We start from the raw sequence: 26,417 nt of genomic DNA, 5'->3' as shown, positions 1-26,417 counted from the left end.
ATTTATCATAGTTTTTTCAATAAAACAAATCCATGTAAGGAAACCTTACATGGATTTACTTAGTTGAACAACATCTTTTGCAATCATCGTTTCAACCGCTTGGATAATGGCCAATTTAACATGCTCATACGTCAATCCACCTTGGACATACGCCTCGTATGGTGCACGCAGCGGTCCATCTGCAGTCAATTCAATGGAGGCCCCTTGTATAAATGTTCCTGCCGCCATGATGACATCGTCTTCGTAGCCCGGCATATAGGCAGGCATCGGCGCAAACTGTGAATTGATAGGTGATGCCGCTTGAATAGCCTGACAGAAAGTAATCATGGCCTCAGCATCGTTAAAGGTCACCGCCTGAATTAAGTCAGTTCGTTCAGCATCGAATGCAGGTGTCGTCTGCATTCCTAGCCGCTCCAGCAGTCCAGCTGTAAAAACAGCTCCTTTTAAACTCTGGCTAACGACATGAGGACTCAAGAAAAATCCTTGATACATTTCATGCAGACTGTAAAGTGATGCTCCCGCTTCTTTGCCGATACCTGGTGCAGTCAGGCGGTAGCCGATCCGTTCAATCAATTCTCTCCTTCCTGCAATATAGCCGCCGATTTTACAAATTCCACCGCCGGGATTTTTGATGAGTGAACCTGCAATTAAATCAGCCCCTGCTTCAATCGGTTCACGCGTTTCAACGAATTCTCCGTAACAGTTATCAACAAAAATAATCTTATCCGGGAATTGTTTTTTTATCACTCGGCATACCTTTTCTATTTCAGCAATCATCAATGATGGTCGACTGGCATATCCTTTTGAGCGCTGTATTGCTATCACTTTAGTTTCCTGCTTAATGCTCGACAACACTGTCTGAATATCTATTGCTCCGTCTACTAGTGGTACATTGCGATAGCTGACTCCGTTATCCATCAATGACCCTACTCCGTTACCGTTAACACCAATGACCTCAAGCAATGTGTCATAAGGTTCACCTGTAATGTAAAGCAGCTCATCACCATGCTTTAAGTGACTGGACAACGCGAGTGTAATGGCGTGCGTCCCTGAGATGACCTGCGGCCGGACGATAGCATCTTCTGCTTTGAATACTTTAGCATACAGTGCCTCCAGCTGATCGCGACCTGTATCATCATAACCATAGCCAAAAGTACCAACTAAATCGCTTTCTGAGATTCGTTGTTCACGAAAAGCATCCAGTACTTTTTTTTGGTTCAATAACGCTGTTCTTTCAATCTGAGCATGAATCGGTCTGATCTGCTCATCTGTTGCTGCAATTAATTGCTCTAATTGTTCATTCATCAGTTTGTTCGCTCTTTTCTATCTTTAATATTCTGTTTACAGTGCCACTCTCCGGTCGTTCGACACCAACTATGTGATACAAGTCCTGTTCCTCGTCATATTCGATACTAGTTACCATTGTATCTTCTCTCAATCGATTGATGATCCGACCTTCATGCGGCTGAACATCAATATGATAAGGAGTCATCAGAGTTTCCACAAACCCGGCAATTAACGTCTTCACCCGTTGCACATCGTCGTGATCTCTTGAAGAAACAACTAGTGTGTTATGTGAATCTTCCTGAATTGAATCTATAAGGTCACTTTTATTAAGCAGTGTGAGAGTCGGAATGCTTCCCATTTGAAGTGACTCGAGCAGCTCATTGACTGTTTGCATATGACTATCGTAATTCGGATGACTCCGGTCAACGACATGTATCAAGACATCCGCATATTTCGCTTCTTCAAGTGTCGAACTGAATGCTTCGATTAAATGTGTCGGCAGGTGTTGAATGAATCCGACAGTATCTGACACGATTACTTTGAATCCCTCATTAATCTGCATCACTTTTGATTTCGGATCGAGCGTGGCAAATAACAGATCCTGTTCGAACGTTTCGCTTTGTGTCAGCTGGTTAAACCATGAGGATTTGCCTGCATTCGTATAACCCACCAGTGCGATTTGGAAAATCTGACTTTTTTTCCGCTGTTCCCGGTAGCGTTTTCGGTGCGCTTTGATTTCTTCCAGCTGCACTTTGATATCATGGATTCTTGAACGGATGTGACGTCGATTCGTCTCAAGCTTAGTTTCACCAGGTCCTCTAGTGCCAATACCACCACCGAGCCTTGATAAGCTGATTCCATGTCCTGATAGTCTGGGCAGCATGTATTCATTTTGTGCCAGTTCTACCTGCAGCTGACCTTCTCGTGACTTAGCCCGCTGTGCAAATATATCCAGAATCAACTGCGTTCTATCGATAATCTTGACGGCAAAAATATCAGCCAGGTGTCTCGACTGGCTCGTGGTCAATTCATCATTGACAATGATGACGTCAAATGAGATATCTTCACGTGACACTTCCTCTGTAATCTCTTCTATGCGACCTTTGCCGAGGTAAGTCTTTGTATCAGCACGTTCTCTGTTCTGCATGTATTGACCTACTACATCAAGACCTGCTGTTTCACATAATGACTGCGTTTCATTCAATGTTTCCTGGAATTGAAAGTCATCCTGTGATTTCTGATGAACAGCAAAAATGACCACTCGTTCCTTTTCTCTTTTTGTCTCATTCATGACATTCACGTCCTTTGTATCAGTTTAACGGATAACGCACAAAAAAAACAGATGCAGCTGCATCTGTCTTTTTTATATCAATGTCACATCATCACTTATTCAACAAACGTACTAATCGCATGTTTGTAGATCAAGTTTTGTTTATCCCCGACTTTGATGAGTATGACATACTTATCAAAATCAAGAACAATACCTTTCATCTGAAATCCATTAAGCAAAAAAACAGTCAGCTCTGTACCTTCATTCTTGTATTTGTCTAAGAATGCATCCTGCAGATTGTGTTGTTGTGTCATAATGATTCCCCTTTTAATTTAGTCGTCAATATGTCAACCATGTCAGCCATGGATATTGCCGTCAAATCATACCAATCTAATGACATCTGGTTTCTAAACCAAGTCAACTGCCGTTTGGCGAATCGTCTGGAATTCTGCTTCAACTGTGTTACTGCCTCTTCTTCTGTTAGTTCACCTTCAATATAAGGCATAAGCTCCTTATACCCAATCGCCCGCATGCTCCGGGCATCGCTGTAACCTGCCGTCATTAATGCTTTCACTTCATCGACAAGATCGCTCGACATCATCATGTCTACCCGGCGATTAATCCGTTCGTAAAGCAGTTCACGGGGCATATTCAATCCTATCAACAACGTATCATATTTGCTGCTGATTGTCTGATTTTTCGATTGAGTTGTAATCGATTGATTATGTAATTGCTTAAATATTAAAGCACGCAGTAACCGTTGTCTATTATTACGATGAATCGTCTGACTGGCAGCCGCATCCACCCTTTCCAGCTCATGAAAGAGTACATCTGTCGACAGTTGCTCATAATGATTCAAAAGACGCCGACTTTCGTCACTATCTTCATCTTGATACTGATAATCATAGAGGACTGACTGAATATATAGTCCGGTACCACCGACAATCATCGGAACACGGCCCCGTGAATGAATCTGTTCGATAAGCGGTACTGCCATCTCCTTGAAGTGCGCAGCTGAATACTGTTCATCCGGATTCATTATATCTATTAAGTGATGAGGAACCCCGTCCATTTCTTCGTGTGTAATTTTAGCGGAACCTATATCCATTCCACGATATACTTGGACGGCATCACCACTAATAATCTCTCCGCCAACAGCCTTTGCGAGCTCAATACTAAGCGCTGTCTTACCTACTGCTGTCGGACCGGCAATAACAATGAGTTTAATCTTATCTGTCATGTTTGACAATTCCTTTTAACCAAATTAACAGTCTATCAAGCACTTCTTCTTGATTGGATTCAAACAATACCTCATGCCGTGAATGTTTGTAGAGCTGCACTCTCACATGTGTCATCCCGGCCTGTTTATAGGCACGGCCCAGTTTTTCAATGCCTTTACCATAATTTGAAAAGGCATCTTCCTGTCCAGAAACAAGTAGAATAGGCATATCCGGATTCATTTTTTTAATTTCCTGCTTCTTCTGGGTGTGCTTCATCGCCCGTAATATTTCAGCCAGTGCATTGAGCGACATATCAAATCCAGAATATGGATCATCAATAAAGCTTCTCACATTATCTTCATTTCTGCTCAGCCAGTCACTTTCAGTTTTAAGAGGCTTAATCTTTTTGTTGAATTGTTTAATGACCGCTTGATTAACTGAATGCAATTTAGCTTTTTTGCCGAAAACAAGCATCAGAGAATTCAATGTCTGCAATGAGAGTCTATGACTTCCTTCATAGAAACTTGTACCGCTTAAGATTAACGCGTCGAATCGATCCGGGAACATAATGACGTATTGTCTTGCTATTATAGAGCCCATTGAGTGGCCGATGAGAATCACGGGTTTATCTTTTATGACAAATGACTCTAGAACTTCTTCAGCTTGACGTGCCAATGTCTCAATCTGATCGAAATGCCCTCTATCATCATCTGATCCAGATTTACCATGCCCCATATGATTATTCATGACCACTTTATAGCCGAGTGATTCAAAATATTCCCCGATTTTGTAATAACGTCCCATATGCTCTGCCATACCATGCAGCACTTGAATGGTACCAATCGGATTTTCTGGTTCAAAGACGGCTACTTCTACTTGGTGATTGTCGTGTAATGTCATTGTCAGTTCTTTCATGCTGATCCCCATCCTTTACTCGATTATACTACAAAAAAACACCTCAAACATCCAAATCAATGGAAGTTTGAGACGCTGTTATTATTAATTTTCAACTGATACTTGAACAGATGGTTCAACTGCTTCTTTGATCAGTTGATCGAGTTCATGTGTATATTGTTCTTTCTCAGCATCAGAGTAATTGAGTAGTTTAGCCATCGCATCAATTACAGCCTCTTTATAGTTATATACCGTTGCGATATCAAAGTACAATGCACCGGTTCTACGGACGAAGAAGTCAGCTGGTTTGTAAACCATTTCGTTTTGAATGCTGTAGACGAGTTCACTGTATAACGCCAGAGGAAGACCTTTAATTTCTTCATCTAGACTTGCATGAGCAATGCTTAACACCTGTGGTGCATTTGAGCCATAGCGGTTAATGATCGCAAGCTGTTCATCGACTGACAAACCGATAGCCGGGTTATTGTTCATCATATCTGCTTTGTATTCTTCAAAGCCTTTAGAACCACCGACATCTCCACCAGAAATTGGTGTTGATTTTGTTTTTGATGCAGGGAATTTCAGGCCGTACTGCTCTTTAAGGCGTTTAGCTACTAAATCAACAATCCCTTCAGCCATATGACGATATCCAGTCAATTTACCACCGGCAATGGTCAACAAGCCTGAGTCGCTTTCCCAGATTTCATCTTTACGAGAAATTTCAGAAGGATCTTTACCTTCTTCAAGAATTAATGGACGTACCCCTGCCCATGTTGATTCGATATCTTTGTCTGTGACATCGACTGTCGGGAACATGTAGTTGATTGCATCGATAATGTAATCTCTATCTTCCTGTGTGACTTTCGGTGATGATTTTTCATTATTGTAGAACGTATCAGTCGTACCGACATAAGTTTTACCGTCACGTGGTATCGCAAAGATCATTCGTTTGTCTTGTTCTGTATCGAAGTATACTGCTTGTTTCAACGGGAATACACTGTTGTCGAATACTAAGTGAATCCCTTTAGTCAAACGCAGTTGCTTATTGTTTTTAGAGTAGTCACCACCGCGGACTTCATCTACCCATGGTCCAGAAGCATTGACCACTTTTTTAGCTAAAACTTCGAATTTGTTGCCATCAATTAAGTCGTCAGCATTAATACCGATGACTTGTTCGTTAGTATCATAGACAAATCCTGATGCTTTTGTATAGTTGATAATATCTGCACCGAACTCTGCAGCACGTTTCATGACTTCAATAGTCATACGTGCATCATCTGTGCGATATTCAACATAATAACCGCCGCCGCGTAGTCCGCTTTGTTTAACAAGTGGTTCACGGTTAATCGTTTCATCGACAGATAACATTTTTCTTGTTTCTTCTTTTTTGACTCCTGCTAAAAAATCGTAAACTTTCAAGGCAATAGATGTTGTGAAAGGACCAAAAGTACCGCCTTTATGCATAGGCAGCAACATAAATTCAGGTGTCGTCACGTGGGGGCCGTTTTCATAGACAATGGCACGTTCTTTACCAGTTTCTGCAACCACCCCTACTTGAAGCTGTTTTAAATACCGTAATCCGCCGTGTACCAGTTTCGTAGAGCGTGAGCTTGTTCCTGATGCGAAATCCTGCATTTCTACTAACGCCACTTTCATACCGCGCTGGGCAGCATCCAATGCAATACCAGCACCAGTGATTCCGCCGCCGATAACTACTAAATCATATTCTGTACGGTTCATTTTTGAAATAATCTGTTGACGATTTAAACTAGAAAACAACATGAACGATTCCTCCTAAAAAAATTGAGACTCCTCCTACATAAATGTATTCAAAGTCTCGATTCTCTGCTTATTATTAACTTATCTATACTGTATCATAATGACATGGTACATTCTATTATTTTGCCTGATTCGGTTTAAATACTTGAGTCGCTTGGACAGCCTGCTGCCATCCTGCATATAAACCATCACGATCTTCTTCAGACATATTCGGTGTAAATTCCTGTTCAAGTTTCCAGCGGTTCTCGATTTCGTCTTTTGATTCCCAGAACCCTACAGCAAGACCTGCAAGGTAAGCTGCTCCAAGAGCAGTTGTTTCATTGACCACTGGACGTTCAACTGGCACATTTAGAATATCAGATTGGAACTGCATTAAGAAGTTGTTTTTAACAGCTCCGCCGTCCACTCTTAAGTTCTGCAGCTGAATACCTGAATCTTTTTCCATCGCATCCAGTACATCTCTTGTCTGATAAGCAAGTGATTCAAGAGTCGCACGAACAAAATGTTCTTTTTCAGTACCACGAGTTAAGCCGAATACTGCACCACGAGCTTCTGAATCCCAGTAAGGCGTTCCAAGACCAACGAACGCTGGTACGACATAGACACCCTCTGTTGAATCGACGCGTGAAGCATATTCTTCAGATTTAGCAGAATCATTGAACATTCTCATACCGTCACGCAGCCATTGAATCGCACTACCTGCGACAAAGATTGAGCCTTCTAGAGCATAGAATACTTTGCCGTCAATCCCACACGCAAGAGTCGTCAATAGACCACTTTCGGATTTAACCGCTTGTTCACCTGTATGCATCAGCATAAAGCAGCCTGTACCATAAGTATTCTTAGCTTGGCCTTCCTCAAAACATGCTTGACCGAATAATGCTGCCTGCTGGTCACCAGCGATACCGGCAACAGGAACTTCCTGACCGAAGAAATGATGCTGCACAGTTGTGCCATATACTTCACTTGAAGGTTTAACTTCAGGCAGCATTGACGCTGGGACAGTTAAATAGTCAAGCAGCTGTTCGTCCCATTTAAGGTCATAAATATTATACATCAATGTACGGCTCGCATTCGTATAGTCAGTAACGTGCACTGAACCACCTGTTAATTTCCAAACTAACCAGGAGTCAATCGTACCGAATAATAAATCTCCGTTTTCAGCTTTTTCTCTCGCTCCTTCTACATTGTCTAAAATCCATTTGACTTTAGTACCTGAGAAATAAGGGTCGAGTAATAATCCTGTTTTATCACGGAATTCTTGTTCAAGACCTTGTTCTTTTAAGTCGTTACAAATTTCTTGAGTTTGACGGGACTGCCAGACAATCGCGTTATACACTGGACGATCTGTTGTTTTATCCCAGACGACAGCAGTTTCACGCTGATTGGTAATTCCGATACTTGCAATTTGGCTGGCACTGATATTAGCTTCAGTCAACACTGAAGCCATTACAGCGAGTGTAGTAGACCAGATTTCATTCGCATCATGCTCAACCCAGCCGGATTGAGGAAAGTACTGTTTAAATTCACGTTGTGACACGCCGACCACTTGTCCATCTTTGTCAAAAATCATCGCACGTGTACTTGTTGTCCCCTGGTCAATCGATAAAATATATTTCTCCATCAAATATCTCCTCTTTCCTACATTAATTTAGCTTCTTCACCTTTAAGAACTGATTTGTTCATAACGACGCCTAGTACTAACGTCAGAACGACGACTAATAATGAAACCCAGCCGATCATATTGATTTGGCCTTTGAAAAATAGATGGTATAGCGTCGCACCAAGCATACCGCCGGCAATCGGTCCTAAAACAGGGACGATCGCATATTTCCAGTTTGAACCACCTTTATTTGGAATCGGCAGGAACGCATGCGCAATACGCGGACCAAGGTCACGTGCCGGATTAATCGCATAACCTGTTGTACCACCTAAACTTAAACCAATCGCAATAATCAATGCACCAACAATGATAGGATTCAGTCCATCAGTAAATTTGTTGGCACCAATAAATAATAACCCCATCACTAAAATCATTGTACCAATAATCTCAGAGATAAAGTTAGCCACAAAGTTTGGATAGACAGGACCAGTTGCAAATACGCCTAACTTAGCTCCTTGATCTTCTTCATCAGCAAAATGCGGCATGTAATGAATCCATACTAAAACAGCACCAACTATTGCACCAATCATTTGTGCAAGGATATACATTGGTACTTTCGCCCAGTCAAATGAACCATCGACAGCAAGTCCAATAGTCACCGCTGGATTTAAATGCGCTCCTGTAATCTGGCCTACTGCGTAGACACCCATTACTACTGCCAGCCCCCAGCCAACAGCTACAACGATCCAGTCACTGCCTTTACCTAGAGCCCCTTTTAAACTGACGTTTGCTACAACGCCGCCACCAAACAAAATAAGAATGGCTGTACCGATTAACTCAGCTAAAAACTCACTCACATAATCCACTCCTCTTTAAAATTGTGCCAATAAACAGGAAAAACCATTATTAATAATCACATGATTAAAAATAATGGTCTCAAATCTCGTCCGATTTATTAACTTAATAATATGTTAACCGTTATTGTAAACGCTGTCAAATAAATTTTTTGGATTGCTCGTAATGTTTCCATAAATCCTTATTACTTGTCGTAATAAGCTCAGCTCCGTGCGCTATCGCTGCCTCTACTTCTGCTACGGTTTCAATCAATCCGCCAGCAATAATCGGCTTATGAGAGTTGGCTTTCACTTCATTGATGACTTTTGAGGCAATACCTGGCAGAACTTCAACATAGTCGGGATCTGCCTGCTGAATTAAAGTGAAGCTGCGTTTAAGTGCCATTGTATCTAATATAAAGACACGTAGAATGGTCTTAACTCCTAGCTGACTGCCTCTTTTTATCAGTTTCGGCTTAGTGGAGACGATGCCTTCTGGTTTGTACTTCTGAACGATGAATTCTACTGCTGCTTCATCACCTGATAATCCTTTAATCAGATCAATATGAATATAAGCTTTTTTCCCCGATGCCTTTAATAAATCAAGAATATTCGTCAAGTGTCCGATATGTGTATCAAGCACTACACATGTCGAATAATCGAGTTTATTAAAACGTTCAATATCTTTGAATTCGCGTATGGCCGGTAAAATCATTACATCACCCGCTTAAATAGTTTTTCTAGATCATAGCTGGTCAGTTGAATGGTAATCGGTCTGCCATGTGGACATGTATAAGGTTCAGACGTCTGACTTAATTCTTTAATAAGTCGTGTCATATCTTCATGTCTTAAATAATGATTGGCTTTAATAGACTTTTTGCAGCTCATCATGATCGCTGTTTCTTCTCTGAATTTATTCAAATCAATGGATTGATGGGTCAAACAGTAATTAATAATATCTTTAATTGTTTCTTCTGCATCTTTTGGAAACCATGTAGGAACTTCCTGAACGATATAATCATTGCCTCCAAAGTTTTCCAACGTGAGACCGACTGCATTCAGTTCATCGAGATGACGATTAATGCGCAGCACTTCATCATTAGTGAAGCTCAAAGTCAATGGAAACAATAAGGGCTGATTATCATGTGAGACGTTTCCAATCCGCTTCTTGAAAAATTCATATTTAATGCGTTCCTGAGCCGCATGCTGATCAATCATAAACATGCCTTCTTCATTTTGAGCCACAATATAAGTACCGTGTACTTGTCCGACTACTTCCATATAGGGCAGACGTTCAATGGTCTCTGTCTCAACTCTACTCTCTGTCGTTAATGAATCAGATTGCGCTGAATAATGAGCAGTATCCTGTAACAGCTCATCCAGTGGTACTTCCCTTATAACAGGAGGGATGTCTTTTTGTCCGTCGCTTACTCTGTCTGGCACCGAGTGGTCATCGATCGCGGAAGTTAACTGCTGCTGGTCATAATTAAATTTCTGCTGTTCGAATGTTTCAAGTACTTTACTTTTCTTCGTTTCAATCTTCGGAATTAACGACTCTCCTAGCAGGGCCTGCTTAATCAACTGTTCAATCAATGCCATTAAGTCAGCCTCTTTGGATAATCTGACTTCCTGCTTCGTCGGATGTACATTGACGTCAACTAGTGCAGGATCCATGGTCATATGGATGGCCGCTATTGGATAGCGCCCGATAGGAAGCAGCGTATGATAAGCAGCCATCACCGCTTTTGTCAGCATGAAATTACGGATATAGCGCCCGTTGATAAAAAGTGACATGTAATGACGATTGGCTCTTGTATGTTCTGGTTTTGCGACGAGACCTGTCACTTCATAATCGCCGGTTTGACCTGCTATTTGAACGAGATCCTTTGCGATTTTCATACCGTACACTGATGCCATCACTTCAGCCAATCTTCCACTCCCGGTGGTCTGCAACAGCATCTTGTCATCAGAATAGAGCGAAAATCTAATATGAGGATGGCTCAAGGCAAAGCGGTTCATAATATCGATGATTTTCCCTAATTCTGTATGAAGGCTTTTGACATACTTCAGCCGGGCTGGAGTATTATAAAATAGTTCGCTGACCGTAATTTCTGTGCCTTGTCTTGCCCGGGTCAACGTTTGCTCCATTTGACTACCTTCAACAGTCAGCATATGTCCTATTACGCCGTCTGCACATGTTTTCAGTATCACTTTGCTGACTGCAGCAATACTTGCTAGAGCTTCACCGCGAAAGCCAAGCGTTCGAATATGAAACAAATCATGATGGTCCTTGATTTTACTTGTCGCATGTCTGCCGAATGCCAGCGGCAGATCATCTTCCACTATACCTGTGCCGTTATCTGTCACCGTAATGCTTTGAAGTCCTGCTTCTATCACTTTCACAGTAATCTGACTGCTGTCAGCGTCTATTGCATTTTCTACCAGTTCTTTGACAACTGATGCCGGCCGCTCCACCACTTCACCTGCCGCGATTTTGTTAGCCAGTTGAATATCAAGTTCCTGTATTACACCCATTTAATTCACCTACTTCACTTGATTCTGTAATTCCTGCAATTTAACGATGGCTTCAATCGGTGTCATCTGAGCAATATCGAGCTTTTTAAGTTGTTCTTCAACAGCCGAACCAAACAAATTAAAAGAGGTCTGTTCATAAGCTGGTGCCGAGTCGTTCAGAATCGGTTGATGTTCCGCCTGTTCGAACGCGTGAAGAATATCGCGAGCTCGGTCAATCACTGTGACCGGCAGCTCTGCCAGTTGAGCGACATGAATACCATAGCTGTTTTCTACGGCACCGTTCATCACTTTGTGAAGGAAAATAAGTTCACCGTTATATTCTTTTGCTGCTACATGAATATTATTCAGCCCTGACAATGTCTGATCAAGCTGCACCAGTTCATGGTAATGCGTTGAAAACAATGTTTTCGCTTGAATGTGATCATGGACGTATTCGATCATCGCCTGTGCAAGACTTAATCCGTCATAAGTTGAAGTGCCCCGCCCAATCTCATCAAATATAATCAAGCTGTTGTTCGTCGCGTGATTCAGTGCATTTTTTGCTTCCAGCATTTCCACCATAAACGTACTCTGACCAGACACTAAATCATCCGCTGCTCCGATACGTGTAAAGATTTGATCGAATATTGGTAGTTCTGCTCTACTGCAAGGTACAAATGATCCCATCTGAGCCATGATACTGATTAATGCCACTTGACGCATATATGTACTCTTCCCTGACATATTCGGCCCGGTAATCAAATAAATAAATGCATCATCATTCAGTGCACAGTCATTAGGAACATAGTCTTCTCTGTTCATGACCTGTTCAACGACAGGATGTCTTGCATCGCTTAAGTCAAGGACGCGGTCATCTGAGAATATCGGCTGGACATAATCATTTTTTTGAGCCACTTGGCTAAAATTCTGCAGTACATCCAAAACAGCGATCCGCTTTGCTGCAGACTTAAGTACTGCTAAATAAGATTTCAACGTATCACGTAATGCTAAAAATAAGTCATATTCAAGGTCGATCGCTTTTTCTTCTGCTCCTAAAATCAGCGCTTCTTTCTCTTTCAATGGTTCAGTGATAAATCGTTCAGCATTAGATAATGTCTGTTTTCTTGTATAACCAAACTGTTCAGCATCAAACTGATGAAGATTAGCCTTTGAAATTTCAATGTAGTAGCCGAATACTTTGTTATAAGCCACTTTCAGTGACCGTATGCCGGTTCTTGTCCGTTCCTGCTGCTGCAGATCATTCAGCCAGAGCTTGCCATCCTTCGTCGCGGCACGGTATTGATCTAGTTCTTCGTTGAAACCTGTTTTGAAGATATGCCCTTCTTTGATGGATTGCGGTGGTTCATCATTCAATCCATCAAGCAACTCAACAAGGTGACACAATTCTTCATCTGGTATCGGCATGATATCAATGCTTGTCAATATTTGGTTAAGTACCGGCAGCTGCTCCAATGAATATTTCAACTGTACTAAGTCTTTTGCGTTCGCATTACCAAAACTGATACGACCCACAAGCCGCTCAATATCGTACACTTCATTAAGTGCCTGACGCAGCTCATCCCGTTCTATAAAATGGTCATTAAACAAAGCGACGTGAGACAACCGTTGTTCAATCTCCCACTTGTTGATCAGCGGACGTTCTATCCATTCTTTTAACAGCCGGTGGCCCATCGGTGTTTTTGTTTCATTGAATATAGATAATAATGTTCCTTTTCGTGTTTTCAGACGGATGCTTTCAGTTAATTCCAGATTGCGCTTCGCGTACAAATCAAGTCGCATAAAATCCACAGCATTATAATAAAGTGCTGTTTCAATATGTGATAAATCACGCTTTTGAGTCTCTGTCACATAATTGAATAACAACTGCACTGCCGGCTGCAGCTCCTGGGCCAGCAACACCGCCTGTTCAGGCAGATCATTATGCGGCATATCATGAACTGATAAGACAGGAACAATGGTCTTAATTTTTGTTTCCAGTTGATGACTGAATGCTTCTGAAGTAATCATTTCACTAGGTTTGATGGATGCCAGTTCATTGATGAATGTTTCTTCGTCACATAACGTTACTTTGAGTTCACCTGTTGAGATATCACAGTATGCGAGATTGAACTGCTCGGTCTTATGAACAGCCATTAAATAATTATTGCTGCTTTCATCTAGTGATGTGTCCATGACAGTACCCGGTGTAATGATTTGGACAACTTCGCGTTTCACCATACCTTTTACTTCTTTTGGATTTTCCATCTGCTCACAGATGGCGACTTTGTACCCTTTATCGATCAATCGTTCAATATAGCCTCTGGCAGAATGATGTGGCACACCACACATCGGTATCGGATTTTTCTTGTCACGCCGCGTCAATGTAATCTCAAGTTCGCGTGCAGCGGTGACCGCATCATCATAAAACATCTCATAAAAATCGCCAAGTCTAAAAAATAAAATACTGTCCTGATGCTGTTCTTTCATTGATAAATATTGAGCCATCATCGGCGTTGGTTTCATACACTTCAATCCTTTATCACTTAATAATACCTCGCTTTGAAATGACTATCATTAGAACACCGGCAATGATACTTCCTGTTACACTGCTCACAATAAATGCCGGCATGGTAACTTTAAGCACAGCAATGTCAAGATTCATCATCCATATGAGTGGTAGACACATCAAACTCCCCACTAAACCTGTACCAACTGCCTCGCCGATTACTGCAAGGCTAATTTTTTTATAACGTTGATATAATAATCCTGCAAGCAATGCACCTATTATGCTACCTGGAAATGCAAAAAGCGTACCTGTGCCTGCCATGTTGCGAATCAATGAACTCATTAAAGCTTGAACAAAACTAAACCAAGGCCCCACAATTACAGCACAGATGACATTAATCAAATGCTGTATTGGAAAAGCTTTGACTGGACCAAGCGGAATGTAAATCAATTGACTAAGTAAAACATTCATTGCAGTCAAAATAGCAGTGAGTGTCATCTTTCTCGTATGAACTCTATCCATATGCCCTCCTGATGTAAAAAATAGCCGATTCATTAAGAACCGGCTAATGATTTAATTTTCGCAACCTGGAGCTGAATGGGCACGTTGTGCTCCTGTTTCTCCAGCAAGATAGTCTCCACCAGTTGAAATAACAATTTCATCTGTGACTGTCTGACTGATGGCGTGAGACACCATTTGCAGCAGTGAATTCACTTCTCCCTGTGCATCTTTGAACTGATCGACAAGCGGCATTTCGTCTAATTCTTTTTCAACATTCTCGATTTTTGTTTCTACCATAGCTAATGCTTTTTCTTTGCCGTAGTTTTCAAAGTTGACAGCTTGTTTCTGTAATGACTTCAGTGATGCCATCTTTTCTCTCACTGTTTGATTTTCATGAATTTGTGCTTCTGCTCGCTTGAAGAATTCAACTGCTTCTGTATTTGCCATCATATGGCCAAGTTCTTTAGCTTTCGCTAATATTTCATCATTAGTATACATTAATTTGCCACCTCTATTGGTTGTAATATTTCAAGTAATTCACCGTTCATTGAATAGCGTTTTGTTTCTGTTACGCGCACTCTGACAATTTTGCCGATTGCTTCAGCAGGCCCAGCAAAGTTAATCAGCTTACTCTTGTCAGTGTAGCCTGCAAGAATCTCTTCATTCTTTTTGGAAGGCCCTTCACAGAGTACAAGAACTTCCTGGCCTAAATAACCCGCTAATTTGTGCTCAGTATGGTGTTCTACCACTTTGTTCAACCGCTGAAGCCGGTCTTTCTTATCACGCATCGGTACATTGTCCTGCATTTTGGCCGCTGGTGTTCCTTCGCGCGGAGAATACAAATACGTATAAGCATGTTCAAAGCCCACTCGCTCATACAAATCGATAGTATCTAAAAACTGTTCTTCGGTTTCGTTCGGATATCCGACAATGATATCAGTCGTTAGTGCGACATCTGGAATGGCCTGACGGATATCATCGACCAGTTGAAGATAGCTTTCACGCGTATATTTACGTCCCATAATTTTTAATACATCATTATTTCCGGACTGTACCGGCAGATGAATATGCGGCATAATATTGCCCCCGCGGGCAATCACTTCAATCAATCGTGCATCAAAGTCCCACGGGTGACTTGTCATAAATCTTACGCGGGGAATATCGATCTTCTGTATGTCTGCAAGCAGGTCACCAAGACCATAATCGAGGCCTTCAATATCTTTGCCGTAAGCATTGACATTCTGTCCGAGCAGTGTAATTTCCTGATAGCCTTGACGTGCCAGATCTCTCACTTCGTTGATAATTTCCTGCGGCATTCTACTGCGTTCTTTTCCGCGGGTAAACGGCACAATGCAGTATGTACAGAATTTGTCACAACCATACATAATATTAACCCAGGCTTTAATTTGTCCGTGACGAACTTTTGGCAGGTTTTCGATGACGTCGCCTTCTTTAGACCATACTTCGACAACCATCGCTTTAGACATATAGGCTTCTTCAAGAATGGCAGGTAGTCGGTGAATGTTATGTGTACCGAAGATCATATCGACATTTTGGTACGACTTCATTATTTTATTGACGACAGATTCTTCCTGACTCATACAGCCGCATACACCAATGAGTACATCCGGTCTTTCAAGCTTCAAATGTTTCAAATGCCCGATTTCACCGAACACTTTGTTCTCTGCATTTTCACGGATAGCACACGTATTGAGGAGAATGACATCTGCTTCATTGACATCATTTGTCGCCGTGTATTCAAGTGCCTCGAGTATCCCAGCCATCACTTCTGTATCGTGTTCGTTCATCTGACAGCCGTATGTTCTGATAAAGAATTTACGTCCTCTTCCGAGTCCTTGATACTTTTCTTCTATTGTAAAGTCATGATGATACTGTATATTTTCCTTACCACGCTTTTTTGCTTCTTTTAAGTTTGGTGGCTGATAGACATGTTCAAAATATTTACTGTAATCTTTTTCCGGTTGTTTTTGCGCTGTGACTTTTGCCCCGTCTAATCTACTTTCTTCATTCATTGTAAACCCTCATTCCGCTTGTTAATCATCTCTATAGTATAGTATGAAATATAGCATTTATCAAAGGTTTTCGGACTAATCGAGCAGTTCATCAAAGTCAGCATGTGAACTGTTGACCATTTTATAATAAATGCCTCGCTGCTCAAGCAGTTCATCTTGATAACCTTGCTCAATTATTTCACCTTGCTGCAGGACGATGACTTTATCGGCTTTTTTCACTGTATTCAGTCGGTGAGCAATGACGATACTTGTCCGACCTTCCATCAGACGGTCAATGGCTTCTTGCAACTTCATTTCAGTGACAGTATCAATCGAACTCGTTGCCTCGTCAAGTAATAAAATAGCAGGATCGAGCACTAAAGCCCGTGCAATCGCAAGCAGTTGTTTTTCTCCTTGAGATAGACTTGAATCTTCACCTGAAATAATCGTGTCAAATCCATCGTCAAGACGCATTATAAAATCATAAGCATTGGCATCTTTAGCTGCTTGAATCACTTCGTCATCTGTCGCATCGAGCTTACCATATTTAATGTTCTCAGTTATACTGCCGTCAAACAAAAAAGGGTCCTGCAGGACGTATGCAATTTGACCACGCAGTGTTTTCCGCGGAATATCACGTACTGAAACATCGTCAATCCATATATCGCCACCGTTAATATCATAAAAGCGATTGAGCAGCTGAACAATTGTTGTCTTACCTGCTCCTGTCGCACCGACCAGTGCCACTGTTTCGCCTGGTTGGACGTCAAATGTCACATGATTGATAATATTTTTCTGCTGTTCCTCCGTATATTTGAAGGTCACATCCCGGAAATTGATCTTCCCTTGAATCTTCATATCACGGTGATCATTATCAATATCGGGTTCACTGTCTTCATCAATAATTGAGAAGACTCGTTCTGCCCCTGCCAGTGCAGACAATACTTCATTGAATTGGTTCGCAAGATCAGATAATGGTCTTGTGAATTGTCTTGCATATTCAGCAAATATGACGATAGTGCCGACAGTGACGCCGTAACCATTCAATGCTAATAATCCACCGATACCCGCAACAATCGCAAATGAAATATTATTCAACATATTCATCACTTTAGGAATGGATCCAGAATAAGTCAATGACCAGAAACTATTTTCTCTGACACTTCGATTCTTTTCTTCAAAACCATTGATCACTGTCTCTTCCTGAGAGAAGACTTTGACGACCTGCTGACCTGAGACAATCTCTTCTATATAGGCGTTCATTTCCCCAAGAGCATGCTGCCGCTTCTTATAGAGAGGTCCAGTCCGCTTAGTCAGCCAGCGCGTCGCCATAAACATCAATGGAATAATCAACATAGTCAATAAGGTCAGCAATGGGCTCAGCATCAGCATGACAATGACTGTCCCCACAAGAGTAACGATACTTGATGTAAATTGAATAAATGATGAATTCAATACTTTTGATATATTTTCAATATCATTGGTCATTCGACTCATGAGGTCACCGTGCTGACGTTTATCAAAGAACGGAATGCCAAGTGACTGCATATGGCTGAATAAATTCATTCTTAATCGATAGATGGCTTTTTGAGCGATATCAACCATAAAATAAGCTGCAATATAAGTGAATACTGATAACGCAGCATAGACAGTGATTAATAATAACAGTTGATTCAATAAGCCATCAAAATCTTTAGGAATAATTTTCTGGTCGATGATTTGACCGATAACAAAAGGGCCGACAAGTCCTAGTAACGACGTCAGAATTACTAAGGAAATAACGAGCACTAACAGCCATTTACGGTCTTCCATCAGTTCCCATAATCTTAATAATGTCTGCTTCCAGTCTTCAGCACGCTTCACTTCTTTTTTTGGTTTCCGTTTTAAATCTGCTTTAGTCAGTATACGCTCATGTGAGAAAACATCTTTAATCATGGTCCGCCCCCTCCTGACTTTCTACAATTTCCTGATAGAGCCTGGACTGCTGAAGCAGCTCTTCATGCGTGCCAAGTCCTTGAATTTCACCGTGATCCAGCAGCAGTATTTGATCGGCGGTCTTAGCGGTATGTATTTTCTGAGTGACAATAATTCGCGTCATCTCAAGTTCTTTGAGTGCATCGAACAATTGGTTTTCCGTATGAATATCTAATGCTGATGTACTGTCATCGAGTATCAATATACCCGGCTTTCTAATAAGCGCGCGGGCAATCGCAAGCCGCTGCTTCTGACCCCCAGATAAATTGACCCCCTGCTGGCCGACGCGTGTTTCGTACTGCTTATCAAAATTCATGATGGACTCATGAATTTGTGCCAGCTGAGCGGCATTGGCGATTTCTTCGGTTGATGCATCGTTATCCCCCCAGCGCACGTTGTCATTGACACTTCCTGTGAATAACACTGTCTTCTGAGGCACGTAACCGATATAATCACGTAACGTATTGATGTTCCAATCCGAGACATTCTTTCCTGCGACAATGACTTCGCCTGACGTGGCCTGATACATTTTTGGAATCAGACTGAGTAATGCTGATTTACCTGACCCTGTCTGACCCATAATGACAAATTTCTCACCGGCATCCACCGTAAAAGAAATATTCTTCAGGACGTAATCATTGGAAGATGGGTATCTGAAGGAAACATTGTCAAAAATCACACTTCCTGCTGTCTGTTCTTCATTGCTTTTGATATCTTCAAACATTTCATCAGCAGGAGTATTCAATATTTCACCCATCCGGTCAGCACTTGCTTTTGCACGTGAATAGCTGATAATGATAAACGCAAACATTGAGAAACCACTCTGCATTCTTAGCGCGTAGTTGATGATTGCAACTAAATTACCGACTTCAATCTCATTTGCACTAATGGCATCAGCACCGAACCAGATAACTGCCAGTAGTGACAAGTTCATAACGATTAACAAAACGGGCATAATACTTTCCATGAGACGCATCGCTTTGATGGTATCTTTTTTTAGAGGTGTAGCAATGTCATCGAATTTTTCAGTTTCGTACGGTCCGTTCAAACTTGATTTAATGAGACGGACACCTTCCAGATTTTGCTGAATAAAGCGGTTCATTCCGTCCATACGCTGCTGTATACGCATAAAAATTTTCATCCCTGCTCGTGCAGTGACAAACAAAAATAATGCAAGCAGTGGTGTACCGATTACTAAATAAATCGCAATGTCAGGTGCAACAATATAACTCATGATAATACTACCGATAACAGTTAAAGGTGCTTTCAACATAATCCTTAGACTCATGAACAAGACCATTTCAGTAGCAATGACATCACTTGTCAACCGTGTGATGATACTTGATGTTCTAAAGCGATTCAAAGTTTTAATGGAGAAGTTCTGAATTCTTCTGAAGATAGCATTCCGCAGATCATATGAGAACATCTGACTGACATGTGCCGCGATAAATGAATTAAAAATTCCTGACACAAAGGCAAATAAACTGATACCGATCATAATCATCAAATATTTGACGACATACGCTGTGTCATTCTTTAAAATCCCGTTATCAATGATGTTACTCATCAACACCGGTGCGTACAAATCGACCGCCAGTTCAATAAACATCAGCAGTAACGCTAATACGATCAGCCCCACATAAGGTTTTGTGAACTTCAGTATTACTTTCATTCCATCACCATTCTTTCGTTTTCCGATATATTTATAAATATTATGCCACAATCTTGCCTTCTGTGGTAATGATAAATCTGTTGATTAAGAAATCACTCATCATTATAATGAGATAGACTGAAATAATTCGAAACGGAGCCGTTATATGAACCTTCTTGCTACTTTAATTGATTTTATTCTTCATATTGATGAACATCTTATCAATATCGTCAAAGATTACGGAACGGCCACTTATGCGATATTGTTTTTAATTATTTTTGTTGAGACAGGTCTCGTCATCATGCCATTTCTGCCGGGAGATTCCCTGCTCTTTGCTGCTGGGGCACTCGCGCCTCAAGGTGCACTGAACATTTGGCTGCTCTTTATAGTCTGTGCGGTCGCTGCAGTGATCGGTGATACAGTGAACTATCATATTGGTAAAGTGACGGGTCTCGGTGTGACCAATCATCAAACATTCGGCCGTTTGATAAAAACAGAACATCTGGCTAAAGCGACTGATTTTTTTAATCAGTACGGCGGAAAAACAATTGTTTTTGCACGTTTCATGCCATTTATTCGAACGTTTATTCCTTTTGTCGCAGGTGCCAGTCGCATGAATTACAGCTATTTCATTATCTATAACATCATCGGCGCTGTCCTCTGGGTCGCGATCTGTCTCGGACTTGGTTATTTCTTCGGCAACATCCCTATCGTCAAAGATAACTTCGAAATTGTATTGATAGTGATTATTTTAGTTTCTATATTACCTGCAGTGATCAGTGGTCTAAAAGGATTAACAGACAGACGAAAAAAATAACCACTTCTCACTTGAGAAGTGGTTTTATGTTTTATGTTCTTAATAATTCCAGCAGTTCTTGACGAAGTGCCTCATGACTCGTCATGTGAGACGTATCGTATATTTGCTTGATCGTGGCCGGCTTACCTTCTAACACTGCAATTTTGTCGGACAGCTTAATCGCTTCTTCAATGCTATGGGTAATCATCAGCACTGTTCGCTTCTCCAGTGCTAATATTTCTTTCAGCCATTGCTGCATATCAATGCGTGTCACTTCATCCAGTGCACTGAACGGCTCATCAAGCAGCATTAAATCTCCCGCACTATTCAATGCTCGGATAAAAGAGACACGCTGACGCATGCCGCCCGATAATGTACTAGGCATTGCCTCTTTGATGTCATCAAAGCCACAGCGTTTAAGCAGCTGCATCGTCCGTTCACGGTTAACATGACCTTGAACCTCCTGACCTAATTCTACATTTTCGAGTACGGTACGCCACGGCATAAGTGAAGGTGTCTGAGGCATGTAGGAAACATGACCGGTCTGCCCAATGATGGACTGTCCATTTAATAGAACCTCTCCAGAGCCAGGTTTCAATAACCCTCCGGTAATATTAAAAAGTGTTGACTTACCGCTTCCGGAAGGTCCAATCAATGTCACAAATTCCCCTTCTCTGACATTCAATGACAGCTCCTTTAAAACATCGTGAGTGCCAAAGTTGTGAGAGATTTGATGTATCTCCAATAAATTAGTCACGATGCCATTTCACCACCTTTCGTTCAAGCAGCTGAATGACACTATAGATGATCAACGCAAACAATATGATCCAGACAATGGCTACAAATACTTTGTCCACCTGAAACGCACGCTGGGAAATAATCATATATTTACCGAGCCCTTTATCACTGCCAAGCCACTCAGAAATAATAGCTCCCATGACCGAATATGTACCAGCAATTCTAAGTCCGTTGAACAAATACGGCATAGCATTCGGCCACTCCAACTTAGTAAACAGCTGCATTTTAGTGGCACCGCTAATCTTCATATACTTGATGAGATCTTCATCTGCAGCCTTAAACCCTTCAAGCAGACTAACTGTAATCGGGAAAAAACAGATCAGTGTAATGACAAGCAGCTTCGGCAGCAGACCAAAACCAAACCAAATGACAAGCAGCGGCGCAATCACAATGACCGGGATATTCTGACTCATAATGAGCAGCGGATAGATAAATGGTTCAAGCACAGTCACTAAATGGAGCAGCACAGCCACCAGCACACCTACAACTACTGAAATGATAATACCTGCAAGTACGAGTAAAATGGTAGGTATGAGATGCACACGGTAGTCATTGAAGCCTGTGAAGAACTCATGAAAAATAGCGCTCGGTGCTGGTAACGTATAAGCGTCGACATGAAGCCCTCTGACAAGCAATTCCCAGATGACCAGCAGCACAATCATGAAGAGGCTGAATTTAATGTAATATTTCATCGATATTTTTTTACCAGTTCAGCCATCGACACGTCATGCCCATGATAAAATTTCACTTGAGAAATAATGCTCGTACAATTCATATCCATCAAACGACGATTCATCTGATCAATCAACGGCAGGAGTTCACTCATAGTGCCTTCGATGGTCGTTTCGAGCGGTGATACAATGTAAGGTAGTCCAGAACGGTCGATTATATCAATCGCTTCATCCACATAAGGAATTACGTCCTCGCCGTTCGGTGTTTTCGGGATAATCTGAATACTCATCAATGTATTAGCCATATTAATCCTCCACAAATTCGTTTGTAAATGCTTCTTCGGCATTGAAATCATTATGAATGACTTGATTCTTCTTCATGAAGTCCGCATAGTTTTTCCAGACAGCAGCATCCTGCATACCCCAGCTTGCGGCATCGTCCTGATATTTATCTTTTAAGTAGTTCTGACTTTTTTCTACAAGTTCACGCTTGTCTTTTAGTTCAGGCGCTTCTTTAATCAATATATCCGCACTTTTCTCTGGTTGCTGAATGGCATACTCATAGCCTTCTTTCACTGACTGCATAAATGCTTTGACCGTCTCACTGTCTGACTTGATATATCTTTCATTGGCAATGAACACTGGAGTATAGTAGTCGAGATTTTTATCGTAATCCACTAAGTACTGCATGTTGACCTGTTCCCCTCGGGTCTGTGCTTCAATCCCCGTCCATCCATAAAATACCCATGCAAAATCGATATTTTTCTTTGAGGCGGTAAAAAAGTCGGTGTTACCCATATTGACCATCTTCACTTTTTTTACGTCGGCATCTTCTTTGTCCATCACAGCTTCAATGACCGGTTCTTCAATCGGTGCACCAAATCCCCCGTATGTTTTTCCTTCAAAATCTTTCGGCGATTCGATGTTTTTAGATTTAAGACTCATGAAGCCGCTCGTATTATGTTGGATAATGGCACCGATTGACTTGACAGGAATTCCCTCATCTCTCGATTGCGTCACCAGCTCCTGTGAGCTAATACCGAACTGCACTTTGTTGGCAGCGACGAGCTGATCCGACGTCACGTCACCAGGTGTTTTAATCGTTACATCAAGTCCATGCGCCTTAAAGTAGCCGTTCGCTTTTGCAACAAATATTCCTGTATGATTCGTATTCGTTGTCCAGTCAAGCATTAATGTTACTTTTTTTAAGTCTTTGGAATCCGTACTTTTCTCGTTGTTTTTTACAGCATCATTACCACATGCAGCAAGAATGACACAAGACATTCCTACCATCAAAACCTTCTTCACGACAGTTCCTCCTATAAAAAAACACACAACCACAGAAGGGTTGTGTGCAAGGACACTTCCCTCCGCTAGCATTAACTAGATCAGGTCGATAAGGGTTTAGGAAATATCCAGTCTCAGCACTATTGTGCTCCCCTAGTGTTTTTCATTAATTTCACAAGATGTGATTATTTAAATTGTAACATAAGTTCGTTGAAATCTTCTTCTTTTATTTCAATATTTTCTTTGGCAAGTGATGGGCTGTATGACTCAATCTGTTCAGCATAACTTTTTGTCTCTGTATCCTGGTACACTATCCCTGTCACTAAGCCGTCATGTTCAGCAACTGTTGATAATGCTAATCCTTTATTTGAAGGATCATAATTTTCAATCGTGCTGAGCTTTGTAATGTTTTCTTTAAACCAGTCATACGTATTCACTTTATTATAAGTGACGCATGGTGAAAAGACATTGATGAAAGAGAATCCTTTATGCTGGATACCCGCTTCAATAATGGCTGTCAGTTCTTTAATATCAGAAGAAAAACTTTGAGCAATAAATGTAGCACCACTTGTCAATGCAAGCTGCAAGGGTGATACGTTGTGCTCGATAGCCCCGTGCGGCGTTGTTTTCGTCACAAATCCAGGAGCAGAACTTGGTGAAGTCTGCCCTTTAGTCAAACCGTAAATTTGATTGTCCATCACAATATAAGTGATATCTATATTGCGACGAAGTGCATGGACGGTATGTCCCATCCCGATAGCAAAACCATCACCATCGCCGCCTGACGCGATGACAGTCAGCTCCTGATTAGCCATTTTCACGCCTTGTGCAAGCGGTAGTGCTCTGCCGTGGATGGAGTGAAATCCATATGAATTGACATAGCCGGATAGACGTCCTGAACATCCGATACCCGTGATCAGCGCTAAATTCTCAGGTTCGAGACCGACGCCGGCAGCTGCTTTTTGAATGGCAGCCTGCACTGAGAAATCACCACAGCCAGGACACCAGTTTGGTTTAACGTCATTTCTGAAATCTTTAAATGTAGCCATTTATAATAACTCCTTTGCAGTCACAACAGAATTGATTTCTTCTTCAATTTCATGTGGCAAAATAGGTGTCCCATCGTACTTCACAAAGTTATGAATTTTATTCTGATGGTTCACATTCATTTTGATGATCTGTGCCAGTTGTCCCTGATAGTTGTTTTCAGCAACAATGACTTTGTTCGCTTTGTCGAATGCAGCCTGTACTTCTGCTGTCGGAAATGGATGAAGCTGCTTGATATGCAGATGATTCACTGAGGCATCAACACGATCCATCGCTTCTTCAATGGCTCCGTAAGTAGAAATAAATCCAATGACGAGAACATCTGCTTCGTCAAATCCGCCTGTTTCAACGACAGGTTGTGAAATTTTTAAGTCAGCGATTTTTTCCATCCGTTTTTTCATCTGTTTAATACGGTTGACCGGGCTCTCAGATGGCTTGCCGTCTTCACCGTGTTCCACCCCTGTGACGTGATGGATACCATTTTTAGTGCCGGGAATCGTCCGCGGAGAAATCCCTGACTCTGTTACTTCGTAGCGGTTGAAGTAAGATTTATCATCTCTTTCGGGAACGTCTGTCACTAAGCTACCACGTTCAATTTTGATTCGGCTGTAATCCAATTGCGGGACTGTCTGTTTACCGAGTGATAACTGGAGGTCACTTAAAATAATGACTGGACATTGGTACTGCTCAGCTAAATTAAAAGCTTCCACCGTTGTATAGAAAGCATCTTCTGCTGTTGTCGGTGCTACGACGATTTTTGGAATATCGCCGTGGGTGCCGTAGATCATCTGCATTAAATCAGACTGCTCCTGCTTAGTCGGTAATCCTGTTGATGGGCCGCCGCGCATCGTATTGATGACAACAAATGGCTGTTCCGTCATACCACTGAGACCGATAGCCTCCATCATCAATGATAACCCCGGTCCAGCAGATGCTGTAAATGCTCTGACACCGGCGTAGTTGACACCGATCGCCATGACCGCCGCTGCAATCTCATCTTCCGTCTGGATGACTGTACCGTTGAATTGCGGTAATTTATCAATCATGTATTCCATGATCTCCGACGCAGGAGTAATAGGATAAGCCGCCATAAAACGTGCACCACCAGCGATGGCTCCCATTGAGATCGCTTCATTGCCGATCATAAATAGATGACCATCCTCGTTGCTATGCTCGAGATTAAAAGTATCACCGATTTCGCTGCCGTACTTAACCATCTCTTCTACACCAAGCTGCAAGGCCTGTTTATTCAATTCCACAATTTTGTCGCCTTTTTTCTTGAACAGCGATTCAACCAGCTGCTCAAATGGCGCTAATGAAATCCCTAGTAACTGTGCAGTTGCACCAACAGCCACCATGTTTTTCATCAATGCTGTACCAAGCGTCTTAGCAATTTCAGTGAAATTAATTTCAACAAATAAACCCTTATAATCTCCTGGTTTTTCAGGCGTGAATTTACCGTCTGCTAAAATAATACCGTTCTCATTTAATTCGTGATAGTTTAAATCAATCGTCTCCTGATCGAATGCCACCAATATATCTAAGTCATCGCTGATTGCGTAGACCGGTGTCGTAGAGACACGAATTTTATTATTTGTATGGCCGCCTTTAATACGGCTCGAAAAATGTCTATATCCATAAAGGTAGTATCCTTGTCTATTTAATGCTGTTGAAAAGATCTCACCTGTTGATTCAATCCCTTCACCTTGCTGTCCGCCAACTTTCCACGAAATTTGTGATCTCACATCACTAACCTCCTCGAATTCTCTTCATC

23 protein-coding genes and 1 riboswitch are annotated in these 26,417 nt (G+C 41.6%); of the genes, 1 reads left to right on the top strand and 22 read right to left on the bottom strand.

Translation table 11 applies throughout. The features are described from left to right. Positions 1-45: 45 nt before the first annotated feature. From AC3IPL_RS04990 to AC3IPL_RS04915, 16 genes are all read right to left on the bottom strand, one after another. Positions 46-1,305, bottom strand: a complete 1,260-nt coding sequence (locus AC3IPL_RS04990) for a methionine gamma-lyase family protein (RefSeq protein WP_489242165.1) — start codon at positions 1,303-1,305, stop codon at positions 46-48. Further along, positions 1,298-2,578: a GTPase HflX gene (gene hflX, locus AC3IPL_RS04985; protein WP_489242163.1), complete on the bottom strand. Its 1,281-nt coding sequence runs from the start codon at positions 2,576-2,578 to the stop codon at positions 1,298-1,300. Before hflX ends, AC3IPL_RS04990 begins: the two co-directional genes overlap by 8 nt. A gap of 95 nt (positions 2,579-2,673) precedes the next feature. After that, positions 2,674-2,871 (bottom strand): RNA chaperone Hfq, encoded by a 198-nt coding sequence (hfq, locus tag AC3IPL_RS04980; RefSeq protein WP_489242162.1) that lies wholly within the window; start codon positions 2,869-2,871, stop codon positions 2,674-2,676. Beyond that, complete coding sequence (miaA, locus tag AC3IPL_RS04975; protein WP_489242161.1) at positions 2,868-3,797, bottom strand: tRNA (adenosine(37)-N6)-dimethylallyltransferase MiaA; 930 nt, start codon at positions 3,795-3,797, stop codon at positions 2,868-2,870. Before miaA ends, hfq begins: the two co-directional genes overlap by 4 nt. Next, a complete protein-coding gene (locus AC3IPL_RS04970; protein ID WP_489242159.1) occupies positions 3,787-4,692 on the bottom strand; it encodes an alpha/beta fold hydrolase in 906 nt (301 codons plus the stop codon). Before AC3IPL_RS04970 ends, miaA begins: the two co-directional genes overlap by 11 nt. A gap of 84 nt (positions 4,693-4,776) precedes the next feature. Beyond that, on the bottom strand, positions 4,777-6,453 hold the full coding sequence (locus AC3IPL_RS04965; RefSeq protein WP_489242157.1) for a glycerol-3-phosphate dehydrogenase/oxidase: 1,677 nt from the start codon (positions 6,451-6,453) through the stop codon (positions 4,777-4,779). A 115-nt stretch (positions 6,454-6,568) separates the two neighbouring features. Continuing rightward, entirely contained in the window at positions 6,569-8,074 is a 1,506-nt protein-coding gene (glpK, locus tag AC3IPL_RS04960; RefSeq protein ID WP_489242156.1) for a glycerol kinase GlpK, read from the bottom strand. 17 nt (positions 8,075-8,091) lie between these two features. Further along, positions 8,092-8,910: an MIP/aquaporin family protein gene (locus tag AC3IPL_RS04955; RefSeq protein WP_489242155.1), complete on the bottom strand. Its 819-nt coding sequence runs from the start codon at positions 8,908-8,910 to the stop codon at positions 8,092-8,094. A gap of 136 nt (positions 8,911-9,046) precedes the next feature. Then, positions 9,047-9,601 (bottom strand): glycerol-3-phosphate responsive antiterminator, encoded by a 555-nt coding sequence (locus AC3IPL_RS04950; protein WP_489242154.1) that lies wholly within the window; start codon positions 9,599-9,601, stop codon positions 9,047-9,049. Further along, a complete protein-coding gene (gene mutL / locus AC3IPL_RS04945; RefSeq protein ID WP_489242153.1) occupies positions 9,601-11,421 on the bottom strand; it encodes a DNA mismatch repair endonuclease MutL in 1,821 nt (606 codons plus the stop codon). Before mutL ends, AC3IPL_RS04950 begins: the two co-directional genes overlap by 1 nt. 9 nt (positions 11,422-11,430) lie before the next feature. Beyond that, the gene (mutS, locus tag AC3IPL_RS04940; protein WP_489242152.1) at positions 11,431-13,923 is read right to left on the bottom strand and encodes a DNA mismatch repair protein MutS; all 2,493 of its coding nucleotides are present in this window, start codon (positions 13,921-13,923) and stop codon (positions 11,431-11,433) included. Between the two features lie 16 nt (positions 13,924-13,939). Then, entirely contained in the window at positions 13,940-14,428 is a 489-nt protein-coding gene (gene thiW / locus AC3IPL_RS04935; RefSeq protein ID WP_489242150.1) for an energy coupling factor transporter S component ThiW, read from the bottom strand. A 51-nt stretch (positions 14,429-14,479) separates the two neighbouring features. Further along, positions 14,480-14,905, bottom strand: coding sequence for a YlbF/YmcA family competence regulator (locus tag AC3IPL_RS04930; RefSeq protein WP_489242149.1), 426 nt, complete (start codon positions 14,903-14,905; stop codon positions 14,480-14,482). Next, complete coding sequence (gene miaB / locus AC3IPL_RS04925; RefSeq protein ID WP_489242147.1) at positions 14,905-16,440, bottom strand: tRNA (N6-isopentenyl adenosine(37)-C2)-methylthiotransferase MiaB; 1,536 nt, start codon at positions 16,438-16,440, stop codon at positions 14,905-14,907. Before miaB ends, AC3IPL_RS04930 begins: the two co-directional genes overlap by 1 nt. 75 nt (positions 16,441-16,515) lie before the next feature. Next, on the bottom strand, positions 16,516-18,354 hold the full coding sequence (locus AC3IPL_RS04920; protein WP_489242146.1) for an ABC transporter ATP-binding protein: 1,839 nt from the start codon (positions 18,352-18,354) through the stop codon (positions 16,516-16,518). Further along, on the bottom strand, positions 18,347-20,116 hold the full coding sequence (locus AC3IPL_RS04915) for an ABC transporter ATP-binding protein (RefSeq protein ID WP_489242145.1): 1,770 nt from the start codon (positions 20,114-20,116) through the stop codon (positions 18,347-18,349). Before AC3IPL_RS04915 ends, AC3IPL_RS04920 begins: the two co-directional genes overlap by 8 nt. A gap of 94 nt (positions 20,117-20,210) precedes the next feature. On the opposite strand from AC3IPL_RS04915, the gene AC3IPL_RS04910 reads away from it, so the two are divergent. Beyond that, the gene (locus tag AC3IPL_RS04910) at positions 20,211-20,861 is read left to right on the top strand and encodes a VTT domain-containing protein (RefSeq protein ID WP_489242143.1); all 651 of its coding nucleotides are present in this window, start codon (positions 20,211-20,213) and stop codon (positions 20,859-20,861) included. Between the two features lie 31 nt (positions 20,862-20,892). On the opposite strand, the gene AC3IPL_RS04905 is transcribed toward AC3IPL_RS04910, so the two are convergent. The 6 genes from AC3IPL_RS04905 to AC3IPL_RS04880 all read right to left on the bottom strand — a co-directional run bounded on the left by AC3IPL_RS04905 (position 20,893) and on the right by AC3IPL_RS04880 (position 26,388). Continuing rightward, the gene (locus tag AC3IPL_RS04905) at positions 20,893-21,597 is read right to left on the bottom strand and encodes an ABC transporter ATP-binding protein (protein WP_489242141.1); all 705 of its coding nucleotides are present in this window, start codon (positions 21,595-21,597) and stop codon (positions 20,893-20,895) included. After that, a complete protein-coding gene (locus AC3IPL_RS04900; protein ID WP_489242139.1) occupies positions 21,590-22,330 on the bottom strand; it encodes an ABC transporter permease in 741 nt (246 codons plus the stop codon). The genes AC3IPL_RS04905 and AC3IPL_RS04900 overlap by 8 nt, the downstream gene beginning before the upstream one ends. After that, positions 22,327-22,614 (bottom strand): thiamine-binding protein, encoded by a 288-nt coding sequence (locus AC3IPL_RS04895; RefSeq protein WP_489242137.1) that lies wholly within the window; start codon positions 22,612-22,614, stop codon positions 22,327-22,329. Before AC3IPL_RS04895 ends, AC3IPL_RS04900 begins: the two co-directional genes overlap by 4 nt. Before the next feature lies 1 nt (position 22,615). Further along, complete coding sequence (locus AC3IPL_RS04890; RefSeq protein WP_489242135.1) at positions 22,616-23,617, bottom strand: ABC transporter substrate-binding protein; 1,002 nt, start codon at positions 23,615-23,617, stop codon at positions 22,616-22,618. Between the two features lie 40 nt (positions 23,618-23,657). After that, positions 23,658-23,761: riboswitch (TPP riboswitch) on the bottom strand. A gap of 20 nt (positions 23,762-23,781) precedes the next feature. Next, positions 23,782-24,645 carry a 2-oxoacid:ferredoxin oxidoreductase subunit beta gene (locus AC3IPL_RS04885; RefSeq protein ID WP_489242133.1) on the bottom strand — a complete coding sequence of 288 codons (864 nt, stop codon included), beginning with the start codon at positions 24,643-24,645 and terminating at the stop codon, positions 23,782-23,784. Beyond that, complete coding sequence (locus AC3IPL_RS04880; protein WP_489242131.1) at positions 24,646-26,388, bottom strand: 2-oxoacid:acceptor oxidoreductase subunit alpha; 1,743 nt, start codon at positions 26,386-26,388, stop codon at positions 24,646-24,648. It lies immediately after the preceding gene. Positions 26,389-26,417: the final 29 nt, after the last annotated feature.

This window comes from Macrococcus sp. GL_134, from assembly GCF_057834705.1.
This window is presented reverse-complemented; position numbering and strand designations above follow the sequence as displayed.

Excerpts from the sequence above, each read along its gene's own strand:
- AC3IPL_RS04990 (WP_489242165.1), bottom strand. The coding sequence starts at position 1,305 with ATGAATGAACAATTAGAGCAATTAATTGCAGCAACAGATGAGCAGATC.
- hflX (WP_489242163.1), bottom strand. The coding sequence starts at position 2,578 with ATGAATGAGACAAAAAGAGAAAAGGAACGAGTGGTCATTTTTGCTGTT.
- hfq (WP_489242162.1), bottom strand. The coding sequence starts at position 2,871 with ATGACACAACAACACAATCTGCAGGATGCATTCTTAGACAAATACAAG.
- miaA (WP_489242161.1), bottom strand. The coding sequence starts at position 3,797 with ATGACAGATAAGATTAAACTCATTGTTATTGCCGGTCCGACAGCAGTA.
- AC3IPL_RS04970 (WP_489242159.1), bottom strand. The coding sequence starts at position 4,692 with ATGAAAGAACTGACAATGACATTACACGACAATCACCAAGTAGAAGTA.
- AC3IPL_RS04965 (WP_489242157.1), bottom strand. The coding sequence starts at position 6,453 with ATGTTGTTTTCTAGTTTAAATCGTCAACAGATTATTTCAAAAATGAAC.
- glpK (WP_489242156.1), bottom strand. The coding sequence starts at position 8,074 with ATGGAGAAATATATTTTATCGATTGACCAGGGGACAACAAGTACACGT.
- AC3IPL_RS04950 (WP_489242154.1), bottom strand. The coding sequence starts at position 9,601 with ATGATTTTACCGGCCATACGCGAATTCAAAGATATTGAACGTTTTAAT.
- mutL (WP_489242153.1), bottom strand. The coding sequence starts at position 11,421 with ATGGGTGTAATACAGGAACTTGATATTCAACTGGCTAACAAAATCGCG.
- mutS (WP_489242152.1), bottom strand. The coding sequence starts at position 13,923 with ATGAAACCAACGCCGATGATGGCTCAATATTTATCAATGAAAGAACAG.
- thiW (WP_489242150.1), bottom strand. The coding sequence starts at position 14,428 with ATGGATAGAGTTCATACGAGAAAGATGACACTCACTGCTATTTTGACT.
- AC3IPL_RS04930 (WP_489242149.1), bottom strand. The coding sequence starts at position 14,905 with ATGTATACTAATGATGAAATATTAGCGAAAGCTAAAGAACTTGGCCAT.
- miaB (WP_489242147.1), bottom strand. The coding sequence starts at position 16,440 with ATGAATGAAGAAAGTAGATTAGACGGGGCAAAAGTCACAGCGCAAAAA.
- AC3IPL_RS04920 (WP_489242146.1), bottom strand. The coding sequence starts at position 18,354 with ATGATTAAAGATGTTTTCTCACATGAGCGTATACTGACTAAAGCAGAT.
- AC3IPL_RS04910 (WP_489242143.1), top strand. The coding sequence starts at position 20,211 with ATGAACCTTCTTGCTACTTTAATTGATTTTATTCTTCATATTGATGAA.
- AC3IPL_RS04900 (WP_489242139.1), bottom strand. The coding sequence starts at position 22,330 with ATGAAATATTACATTAAATTCAGCCTCTTCATGATTGTGCTGCTGGTC.
- AC3IPL_RS04895 (WP_489242137.1), bottom strand. The coding sequence starts at position 22,614 with ATGGCTAATACATTGATGAGTATTCAGATTATCCCGAAAACACCGAAC.
- AC3IPL_RS04885 (WP_489242133.1), bottom strand. The coding sequence starts at position 24,645 with ATGGCTACATTTAAAGATTTCAGAAATGACGTTAAACCAAACTGGTGT.